At 74.5% G+C, this 14,458-nt stretch carries 11 protein-coding genes; all 11 read left to right on the top strand.

All coding sequences use genetic code 11. From position 1 onward, the window contains the following. Positions 1-22 precede the first annotated feature (22 nt). Complete coding sequence (locus DEU31_RS05515; protein WP_010551422.1) at positions 23-1,741, top strand: penicillin-binding protein 2; 1,719 nt, start codon at positions 23-25, stop codon at positions 1,739-1,741. Between the two features lie 8 nt (positions 1,742-1,749). Beyond that, a complete protein-coding gene (locus DEU31_RS05510) occupies positions 1,750-3,342 on the top strand; it encodes a UDP-N-acetylmuramoyl-L-alanyl-D-glutamate--2,6-diaminopimelate ligase (RefSeq protein ID WP_133676382.1) in 1,593 nt (530 codons plus the stop codon). 2 nt (positions 3,343-3,344) lie between these two features. After that, entirely contained in the window at positions 3,345-4,808 is a 1,464-nt protein-coding gene (gene murF / locus DEU31_RS05505; RefSeq protein WP_053916220.1) for a UDP-N-acetylmuramoyl-tripeptide--D-alanyl-D-alanine ligase, read from the top strand. Further along, positions 4,805-5,905, top strand: coding sequence for a phospho-N-acetylmuramoyl-pentapeptide-transferase (gene mraY, locus DEU31_RS05500; protein WP_010551425.1), 1,101 nt, complete (start codon positions 4,805-4,807; stop codon positions 5,903-5,905). The genes murF and mraY overlap by 4 nt, the downstream gene beginning before the upstream one ends. Beyond that, a complete protein-coding gene (gene murD / locus DEU31_RS05495; protein WP_010551426.1) occupies positions 5,902-7,419 on the top strand; it encodes a UDP-N-acetylmuramoyl-L-alanine--D-glutamate ligase in 1,518 nt (505 codons plus the stop codon). Before mraY ends, murD begins: the two co-directional genes overlap by 4 nt. Then, a complete protein-coding gene (ftsW, locus tag DEU31_RS05490) occupies positions 7,416-8,888 on the top strand; it encodes a putative lipid II flippase FtsW (RefSeq protein WP_133676380.1) in 1,473 nt (490 codons plus the stop codon). The genes murD and ftsW overlap by 4 nt, the downstream gene beginning before the upstream one ends. Continuing rightward, positions 8,885-9,973: a UDP-N-acetylglucosamine--N-acetylmuramyl-(pentapeptide) pyrophosphoryl-undecaprenol N-acetylglucosamine transferase gene (locus DEU31_RS05485; RefSeq protein WP_133676378.1), complete on the top strand. Its 1,089-nt coding sequence runs from the start codon at positions 8,885-8,887 to the stop codon at positions 9,971-9,973. The genes ftsW and DEU31_RS05485 overlap by 4 nt, the downstream gene beginning before the upstream one ends. A 35-nt stretch (positions 9,974-10,008) precedes the next feature. Next, positions 10,009-11,517 carry a UDP-N-acetylmuramate--L-alanine ligase gene (murC, locus tag DEU31_RS05480; RefSeq protein WP_133676376.1) on the top strand — a complete coding sequence of 503 codons (1,509 nt, stop codon included), beginning with the start codon at positions 10,009-10,011 and terminating at the stop codon, positions 11,515-11,517. Continuing rightward, positions 11,517-12,668, top strand: a complete 1,152-nt coding sequence (locus DEU31_RS05475) for an FtsQ-type POTRA domain-containing protein (protein ID WP_133676374.1) — start codon at positions 11,517-11,519, stop codon at positions 12,666-12,668. Before murC ends, DEU31_RS05475 begins: the two co-directional genes overlap by 1 nt. A 311-nt stretch (positions 12,669-12,979) precedes the next feature. Then, positions 12,980-14,311: a cell division protein FtsZ gene (ftsZ, locus tag DEU31_RS05470; RefSeq protein ID WP_053916213.1), complete on the top strand. Its 1,332-nt coding sequence runs from the start codon at positions 12,980-12,982 to the stop codon at positions 14,309-14,311. Next, positions 14,308-14,458, top strand: a 151-nt coding sequence (locus DEU31_RS17280; protein ID WP_208109975.1) for a laccase domain-containing protein, incomplete at its 3' end; no start/stop codon positions are given. The genes ftsZ and DEU31_RS17280, both read left to right, overlap by 4 nt.

Below are 14,458 nucleotides of genomic sequence, written 5' to 3'. Positions count from 1 at the left end.
GATCCGGCTCCCGCGGGCTCGCGTGGGGGACCCCTCCACCCGTCATCGCCTCCTGATCAGTCTGGTCCTGGTCGCCGTGCTCGCCCTCTCCGGCCGCCTGGTCTGGGTGCAGGGCCTGGACGCGAGCGCCCGGGCCGAGGAGGCGATCGCCCAGCGCACCGTCACCCGGTCGATCCCCGCGCTGCGCGGCGACATCACCGACCGCGACGGCACCGTGCTGGCCAGCTCCGTGCAGCGCTACGACCTCTGGGTCAACCAGACCCAGGTCGACGACTACCTCGCGAACTCGAAGACCGCCGAGGTCACCGGGGTGGAGGCCGCGGCGCAGGAGCTCGCGCCGGTGCTCGGCTGGAGCGTGAGCGAGACCGAGGAGGCGCTGACCGGCGAGGCCGGGTTCGCCTACCTCCGCAAGAACGTGGAGCCCGCCGTGCGGGACGCCGCGATCGCCCTGGGCATCCCCGGCATCGGAGCCGACCCGGTCGCGGACCGGATCTACCCCGCCGGCTCCGTGGCGGGCAACGTGCTCGGGTTCGTCGGCGCCGACGGCACGGCCCTGGCCGGCACCGAGCTCTCCTTCGACGACGAGCTCGCCGGCACCGACGGCAAGACCACCTACGAGCGCGGCGCCCAGGGGCAGATCATCCCCACCGGCAAGCAGGAGACGACCCCCGCCGTCGACGGCAGCGACGTGGTGCTCACCCTGGACCGCGACCTGCAGTGGAAGGCGCAGCAGGTGATCGCCAGCTCCGTCGAGCAGTGGGGCGCCACCGGCGGCAGCGCCGTGGCCTACAACGCCCGCACCGGCGAGGTGCTGGCCCTGGCGGAGTCCCCGACCTACGACCCGAACTCGCCGGGCGACGCCGATGCCGAGGACCTCGGCAACCGCGCGATCTCGAGCGTCTTCGAACCGGGCTCCACCGGCAAGCTCTTCACCATCGCCGCCGCGATCGAGGAGGGCACCGTCACGCCCGAGTCCCAGTACGACGTCCCCTACGAGAAGTACTTCGAGGGCGAGCGCATCAAGGACTCCCACAGCCACCCCGACCAGCGGCTCACCCTCGCCGGCGTGCTGAAGAACAGCTCCAACGTCGGCACCGTGCAGATCTCCGAGACGCTCACCCCCGAGGTGCGCCACGACTACCTCCTCGCCTTCGGGCTGGGGGAGAAGACCGGCGTGGAGCTGCCCGGCGAGTCCGCCGGCATCGTCCACCCCGCCTCGGACTGGACCGGCCGCACCCGCTACACCACCTCCTTCGGCCAGGGCTACAGCGTCAACGCCCTCCAGATGGTCTCCGCCGTCGGCACCTTCGCCAACGACGGCGTGCGCGTCCAGCCCTCGCTGATCTCTGGCGTCAAGGAGGCCGACGGCTCGGTGCGCCCCCTCGGCGAGCCCGAGAGCACCCGTGTCGTCTCGAGCGAGACCGCGGCCACCATGCAGGCGCTGATGGACAACGCCGTGGACGACGAGACCTCGAGCGCCGCGGTGAGCGGCTACGCGGTCGCCGGCAAGACCGGCACCGCCCAGGTCCCCGACGGCACCTACACCGCCTCCTTCATCGGCTTCGCCCCCGCGGACGACCCCGAGATCGTCATCGGCGTCTTCCTCTTCGGCCTGGACACCTTCATCTCGGGCTCCAAGGCCGCCGCCCCCGCCTTCTCCGAGCTGACCACCTTCACGCTCCAGAACCAGGGCATCGCCCCGACGGGCGTGCCCGCCCGTCAGCTCGAGAACGAGTGGTGAGGACACCCATGAGCGAGACCCCTGTGCCCCAGCACGAGCCTGCCCGCCCGCGCCGCCCCCGCGGCGCGAGCGTAGCCGAGCTCGCATCCGCCCTGGGCGTCGCGCCGCACGACCCCGGTGATGACGCCCTGCGCCTGACCGGAGTCACCCTCGACTCCCGCTCCGTGGAGCCCGGAGATCTGTGGAGCGCGCTGCCCGGCCAGGTCACCCACGGCGCCCGGTTCGCCGCCCAGGCCGTCGAGCGGGGCGCCGCCCTCGCCCTGACCGACGAGGACGGCAGCGCGCTCTGCGCCGATGCGGGCCTGCCCGCCCTCGTCGTCCCCGACCCCCGTGCGGCGACCGCGACCGCCGCCGCCCTGGTCCAGGGCCGGCCCGCGGAGCGCCTCGCGACCGTCGGCGTGACCGGCACCAACGGCAAGACCTCGATCACCACCGCGATCACCCGCACCCTGCTCGCCCTCGGCGTCCCCGCCGGGGTGATCGGTACGAGCGGCACCAGCTACCGCGACGCCCGCGGCGCGGACCACACGGTGGCGACCGTGCGCACCACCCCCGAGGCGCCTGAGCTGCACGGCATCCTCGCCCGCATGGCCGAGGACGAGGTCGCCGTCGCCTCGATGGAGGTCTCCAGCCACGCGCTCGTCCTCCACCGCGCCGACGAGGTGGTCTTCGACGTCGCCTGCTTCACCAACCTCACCCAGGACCACCTCGACTTCCACGGCACGATGGAGGAGTACTACAGGGCCAAGCGCCTGCTGTTCACCCCCGAGCACGCCCGGCGCGGGATCGTCTGCGTGGACGACGAGTGGGGCCGCCGCCTCGCCCGCGAGGCGACGATCCCCGTCACCACCTACGCGACCCTGCCCGGCGTCGAGGCGGACCATCGCGCCGTCGCCGCGCACTCAGAGGGCTACGGCAGCACCGTCACCGCGCACGGCCCCGACGGGGAGCGCACCCTGCACGCCGCGCTGCCCGGCCGTCACTACGTCGCCAACACCCTCGCCGCCGAGCTGCTGCTCGCCGCGATCGGGCGCTCCGGCCCGGAGGTCGTGGAGGCCCTCGCGACCGAGGGCACCGTCCCCGGCCGGATGGAGCTCGTCGCCGACGACGGGGTGCGCGGGATCGTGGACTACTCCCACACCGCCGACGCCCTCGAACAGGCCCTGACCACCCTGCGCGCCGTGCCCGGCACGCGCCGCCTCGTGGTCGTCATGGGCGCCGGCGGCGACCGCGACCGCACCAAGCGGCCCCGGATGGGCGAGGTCGCCGCCCGTCTGGCCGACGTGGTCATCGTCACGGACGACAACCCCCGCACCGAGGACCCCGCGAGCATCCGCGCCGAGGTCCTCGCCGGCATCCCCGAGGACACGAACGCGCAGGTCCACGAGGTGGACGGGCGCGGCGCCGCGATCGAGCTGGCCGCCTCCCTGGCCGACGTGTCCGACACCATCCTGGTGGCGGGCAAGGGAGCCGAGACGGGCCAGCAGATCGGGGGTATCGTCCATCCGTTCGACGACCGCCTCCGGCTGCGCGACGCGCTGCACACGGCACGGTCGACGCCCCGACGGGTCGATGCCGACGACATGGACGAAGGACGCTGAGCATGCTCCAGATCACGACACGGGAGATCGCCGAGATCACCGGCGGGACCCTCGTGGGCGGCGCGACCGGTGACGAGACCGTCACCGGCACCGCACGCATCGACTCCCGCGAGGCGGCACCCGGCGACCTGTTCGCAGCCTTCCCCGGCGAGCACGTCGACGGCCACGACTACCTCGAGGCCGCCCGCACCGCCGGCGCCGCCGCCGCGCTCGTCACCGAGGACCGCGGCGTGCCCGCCGTCCAGGTCGCCGACGTGCGCACCGCCCTGTCCGATCTCGCCCGCGCCCAGCTCGAGCGCGCCCGCACCGAGAACCCCGAGCTCGTCGTCCTCGCCGTCACCGGCAGCGCCGGCAAGACCGGCACCAAGGACCTGCTCGGCACGATCCTCACCCCCGCCGGGGAGACCATCGCCCCCGCCGGCACGTTCAACAACGAGCTCGGCCTGCCGCTGACCGTGCTGCGCCTGACCACGTCCACCCGCTTCCTCGTGCTGGAGATGGGTGCGCGCGGCATCGGCCACATCGCCCAGCTCACCGCCATCGCACGCCCCGACATCTCGCTCGTCCTGAACGTCGGCTCCGCCCATCTCGGCGAGTTCGGCAGCGTCGAGGCGATCGCGACGGCCAAGGGCGAGCTGGTCGAGGCGCTCGCCCCCGGAGGCCGCGCGATCCTGAACGTCGAGGACCGGCTCGTCGCCGGGATGGCCGAGCGCTCCGCCGCCCCGGTCCTCACCTGGGGCTTCCACGAGGGGACGGTGCGCGGCACCGACCTCACCCTGGACGACCGCGCCCGCATCGGCTTCGACCTCGTCGTCCCCGACGGGCTGACCGCCCTCGACGGCACCTCGATCCCCTCCGGCACCTTCCCCGTCCGCCCCGACCTGCTCGGCGAGCACCAGGCCGCGAACGTGCTGGCGGCCCTCACCGGGGCGCTGGCCGCGGGCGTCGACCCCGCGGCGGCGGCCGCCTCGCTCGAGGGGGCGACGCTCGCCTCCGGCCATCGCATGGAGGTCCTCGAGGCGGGCGGCGCGCTCGTCATCAACGACGCCTACAACGCCAACCCCGACTCGATGAGGCACGCGCTGAAGACCCTCGCGCACCTCGGCCGCACCCGCCGCACCATCGCGGTGCTCGGCGAGATGCTCGAGCTCGGCCCGGACGCGGCACTGCTGCACGACGAGATCGGCCGCCTGGCGGTGCGGCTGAACATCTCCCAGCTCTACGTCGTCGGCGACGGCGCGGCACCGATCCATCACGGGGCGAGCCTCGAGGGCAGCTTCGGCGGTGAGTCCGAGTACGTCGACACCGTGGACGAGGCGCTCGCTGTGCTAGAACGGACCGTGCGTCCCGGTGACGCGGTGCTGCTGAAGTCCTCCCGCGACGCGGGCCTGCGCTGGCTCGCCCAGCCGCTCGTGGAGGCGCTCGACCGGCACGCCGGGACCGACCAGACGGGAGACGATGCATGATCGCGATCATCATCGCGGGGGCGCTCGCCCTGGCCATGTCCATCTTCGGGACGCCGCTGTTCATCAAGGTGCTCGAGCGCCGCGGCTACGGACAGTTCGTCCGCGACGACGGCCCCACCTCCCACGCGACCAAGCGCGGCACGCCCACCATGGGCGGCGTCGCGATCATCCTCGCGGTGGTCCTGGCCTACTTCCTCACCCACCTCGTGCTGTGGTCCTCGCCGAGCGTCTCCGTGGTGCTGGTGCTCTTCCTGATGGTGGGCCTCGGCGTCGTCGGCTTCCTCGACGACTACCTCAAGATCTCCCAGCAGGACTCCACGGGCCTGCGCCCCCGCTACAAGCTGGTGGGCCAGTTCCTGGTCGCGACCGGCTTCGCCGTGATGGCGCTGCTGTTCCCCGACGAGAACGGCAACGCTCCCGCCTCCACGCACATCTCCTTCGTCCGCGACATCCCCTGGCTCGACCTCGCCTTCCTCGGCTCGGTCGTCGGCTTCCTGCTGTTCGCGGTCTGGGCGAACTTCCTGGTCGCCGCCTGGTCCAACGGCGTGAACCTCACCGACGGCCTCGACGGCCTCGCCAGCGGCGCGACCATCCTGTTCACCGCCGCCTACCTGATCATCAGCTTCTGGCAGTGGCGGCAGGTGTGCAGCGTCGACCTCGACGCCGGGGGACTGGTGCACTGCTACGACACCCGCGACCCGCTGGACGTCGCGGTGCTGTGCGCGGCGATCATCGGCGCCTGCGTCGGCTTCCTGTGGTGGAACACCTCGCCCGCGAAGATCTTCATGGGCGACACCGGCTCCCTCGCCCTCGGCGGCGCGATCGCCGGCCTGACCATCGTCACCCGCACCGAGATCCTCGGCGCGATCATCGGCGGCCTCTTCGTGGTCATCTCCCTGTCCGTGATCATCCAGGTGACGAGCTTCAAGCTGACCGGCAAGCGCGTGTTCCGGATGGCGCCCCTGCAGCACCACTTCGAGCTCAAGGGCTGGAACGAGGTCACCATCGTGGTCCGCTTCTGGATCGTCGCCGGGATCCTCGCCGGCGTGGGCCTGGGCCTGTTCTACCTCGACGCCCTGCCGAGGCTCGCCTCATGACCGCCCCGGCGGGCGGCGCCCCCTCCCTCCCCGCCGAGGAGCGCCCCTGGCCGGGGATGGACGTGGCCGGGCTGCGGATCCTCGTCACCGGCTTCGGCGTCTCCGGCTACGCGATCGCCGACCAGACCATGCAGCGCGGCGCCCGCGTGCTCGTCGTCGACGGGGCGGACACCCCCGAGATCCGCGAGCGCGCCCGGATCCTCGAGGTGCTCGGGGCGGAGTTCCGCCTCGGCGCCGAGCACACCCGCGCCCTGCCCGAGGACCGCGAGATCGACCTCGTCGTCACCTCGCCCGGCTGGCGCCCCGACCAGCCTATGCTCGCCGCCGCGGCCGCCCGCGGCATCCCCGTGTGGAGCGAGGTCGAGCTCGCCCGCCGCATGCAGGCCGCCGACGGCCCCGCCTGGCTCGGCATCACCGGCACCAACGGCAAGACCACGACCGTCACCATGCTCGAGTCGATCCTGCGCGCCGCGGGCCTGCGCGCCGTCGCCTGCGGGAACGTGGGACTGCCCGTGATCGAGGCGGCCCTGGACCCCGAGGGCTTCGACGTGCTCGCACTGGAGCTGTCCAGCTTCCAGCTGCACTGGACCGAGCACCTGGACTGCGAGGCCGCGGTGGTGCTGAACGTGAGCGCCGACCACCTCGACTGGCACGGCGGCGCCGAGGAGTACGCCCGCGCCAAGGGACGCATCTTCGAGGGCGTCCGCACCGCCTGCGTCTACAACACCGCCGATGAGACCACCCTGCACCTGGTCGAGGAGGCGGACGTCGTCGAGGGCGCCCGCGCCGTCGGCATCTCGCTGGGCGCCCCGGGCCTGTCCGAGCTCGGGATCATCGACGGCATCCTCGTCGACCGCGCCTTCCACCCCGAGCGCCGCAGCTCCGCCGCCGAGCTCGCCACCCTCGCCGACCTCGCGCACCTGGGTCCCCAGGGCGCCGGCCCGCACGTGCTCCTGGACGCCCTCGCCGCGGCCGCGCTCGCCCGCGCGCACGGCGTCCCGGCCCATGCCGTCCGCGACGGGCTGCGCGCCTACCGCATGGGCGCCCATCGCGCCCAGCACCTCGCCACCGTCGACGGCATCGGCTTCGTCGACGACACCAAGGCCACCAACCCCGCCGCCGCCGCGGCCTCCCTCCAGGCGGCCGAGCGCGTGGTCTGGATCGCCGGCGGCGACGTCAAGGGCGCCGATCTCGGCCCGCTCGTCGCCGCCGCCGCGGACCGTCTGGTCGGCGTCGTGCTGCTGGGCCTGGACCCCGTGCCCTTCACCGAGGCGCTCAGCCGACACGCCCCCGAGGTCCCCGTCCGGCGCATCGATCCGGGCGAGACTGACGACGTCGCCGCGCGCACCCGGCTGATGGAGGACGCGGTGCAGGCCGCCCGCTCCCTCGCCGCCGCAGGGGACGTGGTGCTGCTGGCCCCGGCCGCCGCCTCCATCGACCAGTTCCGTGACTACGCGGAACGGGGGGATCTGTTCGCCGCGGCCGTGACCCGACTGCCAGGAGAGCACGCATGACGATGGAGGACACCCGGCGCGACGCACGTCGCCGCACCGACTCCCGCGCGTCCGCCTACGGCACCCGTCCCGCGGACCGCTCCACCTCCGTCGTCCGCCCCGACGAGGACCAGCCCCTGGGGAACATCTCCGGCCGCGTCCGCGAGGGCGTCGGCAGCTGGCTGCGCTCGCCGGCGCTGGACTTCTACGCCCTGATCGTCGTCGGCGCGATGCTGGTCGGCATCGGCCTGGTGATGGTGCTGTCGTCCTCCGCGGTCCTGAACATCTCCCGCGGCAACTCCGGCTTCGCCGGCCTGTTCCGCCAGGGCACCTTCGCCGCGATGGGCCTCGTGCTGCTGATCATCGCCGCCTCCCTCCCGCCGGGGTTCTACCGGCGCGCCGCCTGGCCGCTGCTGGGCATCGGCATCGCCCTGCAGTGCCTCGTGTTCGTGCCGGGGCTGGGCTGGGCGGTCGACGGCAACCAGAACTGGATCCGGATCGCCGGGCAGACCCTGCAGCCCTCGGAGTTCCTCAAGCTCGCGCTCGCGGTGTGGCTCGGCGCCCTGCTGTCGATCAAACGACCGCTGCTCCACCGACCCGCGCATCTGCTGTTCCCGCTGGCGCCCGGCGCCCTCCTGGCACTCGGTCTCGTGATGCTCGGGCATGACCTCGGGACCATGATGATCATGGCCATGCTGGTCGCCGGAGCGATGTGGGTGGCCGGCATCCCGCGCCGGTGGTTCGCCCTCGCCGGCGCCGCAGGGGTCATCGGCATCATCTTCCTCACGGTCACCAGCGCCAACCGCATGGCTCGCATCACGAACTGGATCCACGGGATCTGCGAGGGCGACTCCTGCTATCAGTCGGACCAGGGCCTGATGGGCCTGGCCGAGGGCGGCTGGTGGGGCGTCGGGCTCGGGGAGTCGCGGCAGAAGTGGGGACGTCTGCCCGCCGCCCAGGACGACTACATCTTCGCGATCATCGGCGAGGAGCTCGGCCTGATCGGCACCCTCGGCGTGCTCGCGCTGTTCACCGTGCTCGCCCTGATCATGTTCCGCATGATCACTCGGCTCGAGGATCACTTCATGCAGATCACCGTCGCCGGCATCAGCGCCTGGCTGCTCGGCCAGGCCGTCGTGAACATGATGGTGGTCACCGGTCTGCTGCCCGTGATCGGCGTGCCCCTGCCGTTCATCTCCTCGGGCGGCTCGGCCCTGCTCGCCTCGATGACCGCGCTCGGCCTGCTGCTCTCCTTCGCCCGGCGCGAGCCCGGCGCGCAGGAGGCGATCAGCGCCCGCTTCGGTTCGGTGCGCCGCTCCGTCAGCGTCCAGCCCGCCCCGCGCGACAGCGCCCCCGCCGCCCGCCCCGCGAAGGCCGGACGCCGTGGGAAGGCCGGTCTCGCCGCGAAGGCCGGGCGCTCCTCGCGCTCTGGACGCTCCGCCTCGCGCCGCCGCCGCGGCGCCTCCAGCCCCTCCCGGAGGACCCGATGACCCCTACCCCGCCCCGCATCCTCCTGGCCGGCGGCGGCAGCGCCGGACACGTCTCCCCGCTGCTGGCCACCGCCGCGCAGATCCGCCGCCGCAGCCCCGAGTCCGAGATCATCGTGCTCGGCACCGCCCAGGGGCTCGAGACGGACCTCGTCCCGGCCGCCGGGCTCGAGCTCGTCACCATCGAGAAGGTCCCCTTCCCGCGCCGTCCGAACGGGGCGGCGCTGCGCTTCCCCGGGCGCTTCGCCGGCACGCTGAAGGCCGTGCGCACCCTTCTGCGCGAGCGACGGATCGACGTGGTCGCCGGCTACGGCGGCTACGTCTGCCCGCCCGCCTATCTCGCCGCGGCCGCCCAGCGCCTGCCCGTCGTGATCCACGAGGCGAACCGTCGCCCGGGGCTCGCCAACCGCCTCGGCGCCCGCCGCGCCGCCGCCGTGCTCACCGCCTTCGGCGGCTCCACCCTCCCCGGTGCCCGCCGCATCGGCATGCCCATGCGCGAGGGGATCGCCCATCTCGACCGCGCCGCCCGCCGCGCGGAGGCCGTCGCCGGCTACGGGCTGGACCCGTCCCGTCCCGTGCTGCTGGCCACCGGCGGGTCCCTCGGCGCCCAGCGTCTGAACGCCGCCGTCGGCGAGGCCGCCGAGGCCTTCACCGCCGCCGGCGCGCAGATCCTCCACGTCACCGGCCGCGGCAAGGCCGACGGGCTCGTCGAGAGGGACGGCTACCGGGTGCTGGAGTACGTCTCCGCCATGGAGGACGCCTATGCGGCCTCCGACCTCGCGCTCACCCGCTCCGGAGCCGGCACCGTCAGCGAGCTCACCGCCGTCGGGCTGCCCGCCGTGCTGGTCCCGCTCCCGATCGGCAACGGCGAGCAGGCGCTGAACGGGGAGGAGGTCGTCGCCGCCGGCGGCGCGCTGATGGTCCCCGACGCCGAGCTCGACGCGCAGCACCTGCGCAGCGAGGTGCTGCCGCTGCTGCTGGACGACCAGCGGCGCGGCGCGATGGCCGAGGCCGCCCGCGCCTTCGGCATCACGGACGCGGCCGAGGTGATGGCCGACGTCGTGATCGGCGTCGCACGCCGAGCCTGACCCGGCAGCGCCGAGCGCCCGGATACCGTGACCCCATGACTCCCGCCTCCCCGAACGGCCCCGCACCCCGCACGATCCTGCGCCCCGGCGACGTGATCACCCGGCCGGACTGGCCGGCGGGGGAGAGCATCCGCTCGGTGCACGTGGTGCGGATCGGCGGAGCCGGCATGAGCGCCGTGGCGCGGCTCGCCCTCGAGGCCGGGCTCGCCGTGAGCGGGTCGGACTCGCAGGACGGCCAGTTCATCGCCCCGCTGCGCGAGGCCGGCGCCCGGATCGGGATCGGTTTCGACGCCGCGCTGCTCGCCGAGGACTGCGACCTCGTCATCGTCTCGACCGCCGTGCGCGCCGACAACCCCGAGGTCGCCGCCGCCCAGGAGCGCGGCATCCCCGTGATCCACCGCGCCGCGGCGCTCGCGGGCCTGCTCGGGGAGCGGGACCTGATCGCCGTCGCCGGCACCCACGGCAAGACCACCACCACCGGCATGGCCGTCGCCGCGCTGCGCGGCGCCGGGCAGGACCCGGCCTGGGCGCTCGGCGCGGCCGTGCCCGATCTGGGCCGCAACGCCGGCTTCGGGGAGCAGCCCGGCGGCAGCGGCCCGGACAGCCCCGCCGTCGTGGAGGCCGACGAGTCCGACGGCTCCTTCCTCGCCTTCGCCCCGCGCTCGATCGTCGTCACCAACCTCGAGCCCGACCACCTCGACTTCCACGGCGACGCCGAGACCCTGACCGCCGCCTTCGACGCGCTCGTTCACCGGCTGCGACCCGGCGGCACCCTCGTCGTCTGCGAGGACGACCCCGGCGCCGCCGCCCTCGGCGAGAGGGCCCGGGCCCGGGGCGTCGCCGTCCAGGGCTACGGCACCGCAGAGGGCACTGCGTGGACGCTGCGCGCCGAGCGCAGCGGGGCCCGCGGCGCCGAGGTCGAGCTCGAGGGGCCGGACGGCCCGCTGACCCTGTCCCTCGCCGTCACCGGCCACCACAACGTCCTCAACGCCGTCGGCGCCCTCGCCGCGACCGCCGCCGCGGACCCGTCCCTGGACCCCGCCCGCCTCGCCGCGGGCCTGGGCACCTTCACCGGCGCCTCCCGTCGCTTCGACGTGGCGGGCACCGCCGGGGGAGTGACCGTCGTGGACGACTACGCCCACCACCCCCGCGAGGTCGCCGCGACCCTGGACGCCGCCCGCGGGATCGTCGAGGCGCAGGAGACGCCGGGCCGCGTCCTCGCCGTCTTCCAGCCCCACCTCTTCTCCCGCACCCGCGACTTCGCCGCGGACTTCGCCGCCGCGCTCGAGGCCGCGGACCTCGCCTGGGTGATGCCCGTCTACGCCGCCCGCGAGGACCCCGACCCCGCCACCACCGCCCGTACCATCACCGGCCACGCCGGCGAGGCCGTGGTCCCCCTCGACGCCGACGCGCAGGTCCTCGACCTGGTCCCGGCCGCGGCCCGTCCCGGCGACCTGCTGCTGATGCTGGGCGCCGGAGACATCGTCGAGACGACCCCGGCGCTGCTCGCCGCGCTCGAGGCGGACCCCGGGGAACGCGCCTGATGGCACGCCGCCCCACCACGCCCCGACCGCGTCCCGGCACGGTCCGCCCGACGGCGCCCGCGGAGCGCCCCGAGCAGTCCGCCGAACGGCGCCCCTCCCGCGAGGCCCGTCCCCGCCCCTCGGAAGGGGCCGGCTCCGGCGGGGGTCCGTCGCGGACCGCACGGTCGGGCCGCACCCCGCAGTCCGGTCGCACCCCGCAGCCGGGCCGCGCCGCGCCGACCGGCCGGAGCGCCGCTCCGGCGCCGTCGGCCCGCAGCGCACACTCGGCCCCCTCGGCCCACTCGGCGGCCTCGCCGTCCCCGGCCCCGGGCGCACCCCGGGGCCGGGGCCGCAGCCTCGGACGACCCGCCGTCGCGCCCGAGGCGCCGCTCGCGCCGCCCCGCACGCAGAAGGAGGAGCCGGGCGGCGGCCGCGTGGTCCAGGCCGCGGACCGCTTCCGCGCGCTCGTCGCGGGACGCCCGTGGCGCCGGCGTCGGCGCGCGATCATCGCCGGCACCCTCGTGACGCTGCTCGTGCTCGTCGCCGCCCTCGCCGCCGCCGTGATGCTCCCGGCCCTGCAGGTCCGCGACATCACCGTCGAGGGGACCGGGTACGTCGCCGAGGAGGACGTGCGCGAGGCCGTCGCCTCCCACAGCGGCGACAGCGTGCTGCTGCTCCCCACCCACGAGATCGCCGACCGGGCCGCCGAGGTGCCGGGCGTCGCCTCCGCCGAGGTCGACCGGGCCTGGCCCGACGGCATGACCGTCACCGTCACCGAGGCCGCCCCGGTCGCCCAGCTCACCCGCGCCGACGGCAGCACCGCCGTGGTCGACACCGCGGGGGAGGAGCTGCCCGCCGCGGCCGCCGAGGGCGCGACCCTGGTGCCGATGACCGTCCAGGGCGGCGCCGCCGACCCCGAGGGCGCGGCCGCGACCATGAGCGAGGTGCTCGCCTCCCTGCCCGATCCGCTGCGCGGCGCGGTCCGGGAGGTCTCCGCCTCCAGCACCAGCGACGTCACCCTCGTCCTCACCCTCGAGGACGGCGGCACCAAGACGGTCGTCTGGGGCGATGCGCACGATGCGGAGCTCAAGGCCGAGGTGGTGCAGGCGCTGCTGGGCCGGCCCGGCACGACCATCGACGTCTCCTCCCCGGTCGCCCCCGTCACGCGCTGACCTCACCCGCTGCCGCCACGCGCCGATCCGTCGGGCCCCGCGCGCCCGGGCGCTCGACGGCGCGGGGCGCACGGGCGCCACGCATTCCGGCGGATCGGGCGCACCGGACGGTGACATTGGCCCGGCTCGCGCCCGACACGCGCCCTCGGTGTTTGCGTGCGCGTGCACTCCTCCTTAGCGTCGAGAGAAAGGAGAGGCGCCCCGAAGTCCGAACCTCAAGTAGAGGTCCAGGGTTGAGGAGCGGTCGCGACCAGGCGCGATCCAGGCGCTTCTCCAGGCAGACCAACAAGAGCCAAGAGCAAGGACCAAACGTGGCCGGAACCCAGATCTCCCTCGCAGTCATCAAGGTCGTCGGCGTCGGCGGCGGAGGTGTCAACGCCGTCAACCGCATGATCGAGTCCGGGCTCAAGGGCGTCGAGTTCATCGCGATCAACACCGACGCCCAGGCGCTCCTCATGTCCGACGCCGACGTCAAGCTCGACGTCGGCAAGGAGATCACCCGTGGTCTCGGCGCCGGCGCCGACCCCGAGGTGGGCAAGAAGGCCGCCGAGGACCACGCCGAGGAGATCGAGGAGGTCCTGCGCGGGGCCGACATGGTCTTCGTGACCGCCGGCGAGGGCGGCGGCACCGGCACGGGCGGCGCGCCCGTCGTCGCGAAGATCGCCCGCAGCCTCGGCGCCCTGACCATCGGCGTGGTCACCCGCCCCTTCACCTTCGAGGGCCGCCGCCGCTCGACCCAGGCCGAGTCCGGCATCGCCGCGCTCCAGGCCGAGGTCGACACCCTCATCGTGATCCCCAACGACCGCCTGCTCTCCATCGCGGACAAGCAGGTCTCGATGCTCGACGCCTTCAAGAGCGCGGACCAGGTCCTGCTCTCCGGCGTCCAGGGCATCACGGACCTGATCACCACCCCGGGCCTGATCAACCTCGACTTCGCGGACGTGAAGTCCGTGATGCAGGGCGCGGGCAGCGCCCTGATGGGCATCGGCTCCGCCCGCGGCGACGACCGCGCGCTGCAGGCCGCGGAGCTCGCGGTCTCCAGCCCGCTGCTCGAGGCCTCGATCGACGGCGCCTACGGCGTGCTGCTCTCCATCCAGGGCGGCAGCGACCTGGGCCTGTACGAGGTCTCCGAGGCCGCGCGCCTCGTCCAGGAGGCCGCGCACCCGGATGCGAACATCATCTTCGGCTCCGTCATCGACGACGCCCTCGGCGACGAGGTCCGCGTGACCGTGATCGCCGCGGGCTTCGAGGGCGGCGGTCCCCAGCCGCGCCAGGACCTCACCCCGCAGCAGCGCCCCGCCGCCCGTACCGAGCAGCCCGCCCAGCGCCCTGCGGTGCAGCAGCGGCCCGCCGTGCAGCAGCGTCCCGCCTCCTCCGAGCAGCGCCCCGGCCAGGGCACCGGCGCGACCGCCGCCTCCCCGGGCGCCTGGGGCCTGCCGCAGCAGGCCTTCTCCCCGTCGCGGCCCAGCGCCCCCGAGCCCGAGACCGAGGCGCTGGACGCCGCGGACGTCGAGGACGCGGGCCAGCAGCAGAACGTCGCCCCGCAGCCGGCGCCCCGGGCCCCCGAGCCCACCCGCCCGCCGCACATCGAGGAGCCCCCGGCGGACGACGACGACCTCGACCTGCCGTCCTTCCTGAAGTGACGAGCCCCCTCAGGGCACGGGCCCCGCGGATCCGCGGGGCCCGTGCCCTGTTCACGGGCCGTGCCGGAGGGGTCAGCAAGGGCGAGCACGCCGCCCTCAACCTCGCCCGCCACGTCGGCGACGACGCACAGGCTGTCGAGGAGAACC

Origin of the sequence: Brachybacterium sp. AG952 (assembly GCF_004362645.1) — a bacterium.
GTDB classification, from domain to species: Bacteria; Actinomycetota; Actinomycetes; order Actinomycetales; family Dermabacteraceae; genus Brachybacterium; species Brachybacterium conglomeratum.
This window is presented reverse-complemented; position numbering and strand designations above follow the sequence as displayed.

Excerpts from the sequence above, each read along its gene's own strand:
- DEU31_RS05485 (WP_133676378.1), top strand. The coding sequence starts at position 8,885 with ATGACCCCTACCCCGCCCCGCATCCTCCTGGCCGGCGGCGGCAGCGCC.
- DEU31_RS05475 (WP_133676374.1), top strand. The coding sequence starts at position 11,517 with ATGGCACGCCGCCCCACCACGCCCCGACCGCGTCCCGGCACGGTCCGC.
- ftsW (WP_133676380.1), top strand. The coding sequence starts at position 7,416 with ATGACGATGGAGGACACCCGGCGCGACGCACGTCGCCGCACCGACTCC.
- murD (WP_010551426.1), top strand. The coding sequence starts at position 5,902 with ATGACCGCCCCGGCGGGCGGCGCCCCCTCCCTCCCCGCCGAGGAGCGC.
- DEU31_RS05510 (WP_133676382.1), top strand. The coding sequence starts at position 1,750 with ATGAGCGAGACCCCTGTGCCCCAGCACGAGCCTGCCCGCCCGCGCCGC.
- murC (WP_133676376.1), top strand. The coding sequence starts at position 10,009 with ATGACTCCCGCCTCCCCGAACGGCCCCGCACCCCGCACGATCCTGCGC.
- mraY (WP_010551425.1), top strand. The coding sequence starts at position 4,805 with ATGATCGCGATCATCATCGCGGGGGCGCTCGCCCTGGCCATGTCCATC.
- murF (WP_053916220.1), top strand. The coding sequence starts at position 3,345 with ATGCTCCAGATCACGACACGGGAGATCGCCGAGATCACCGGCGGGACC.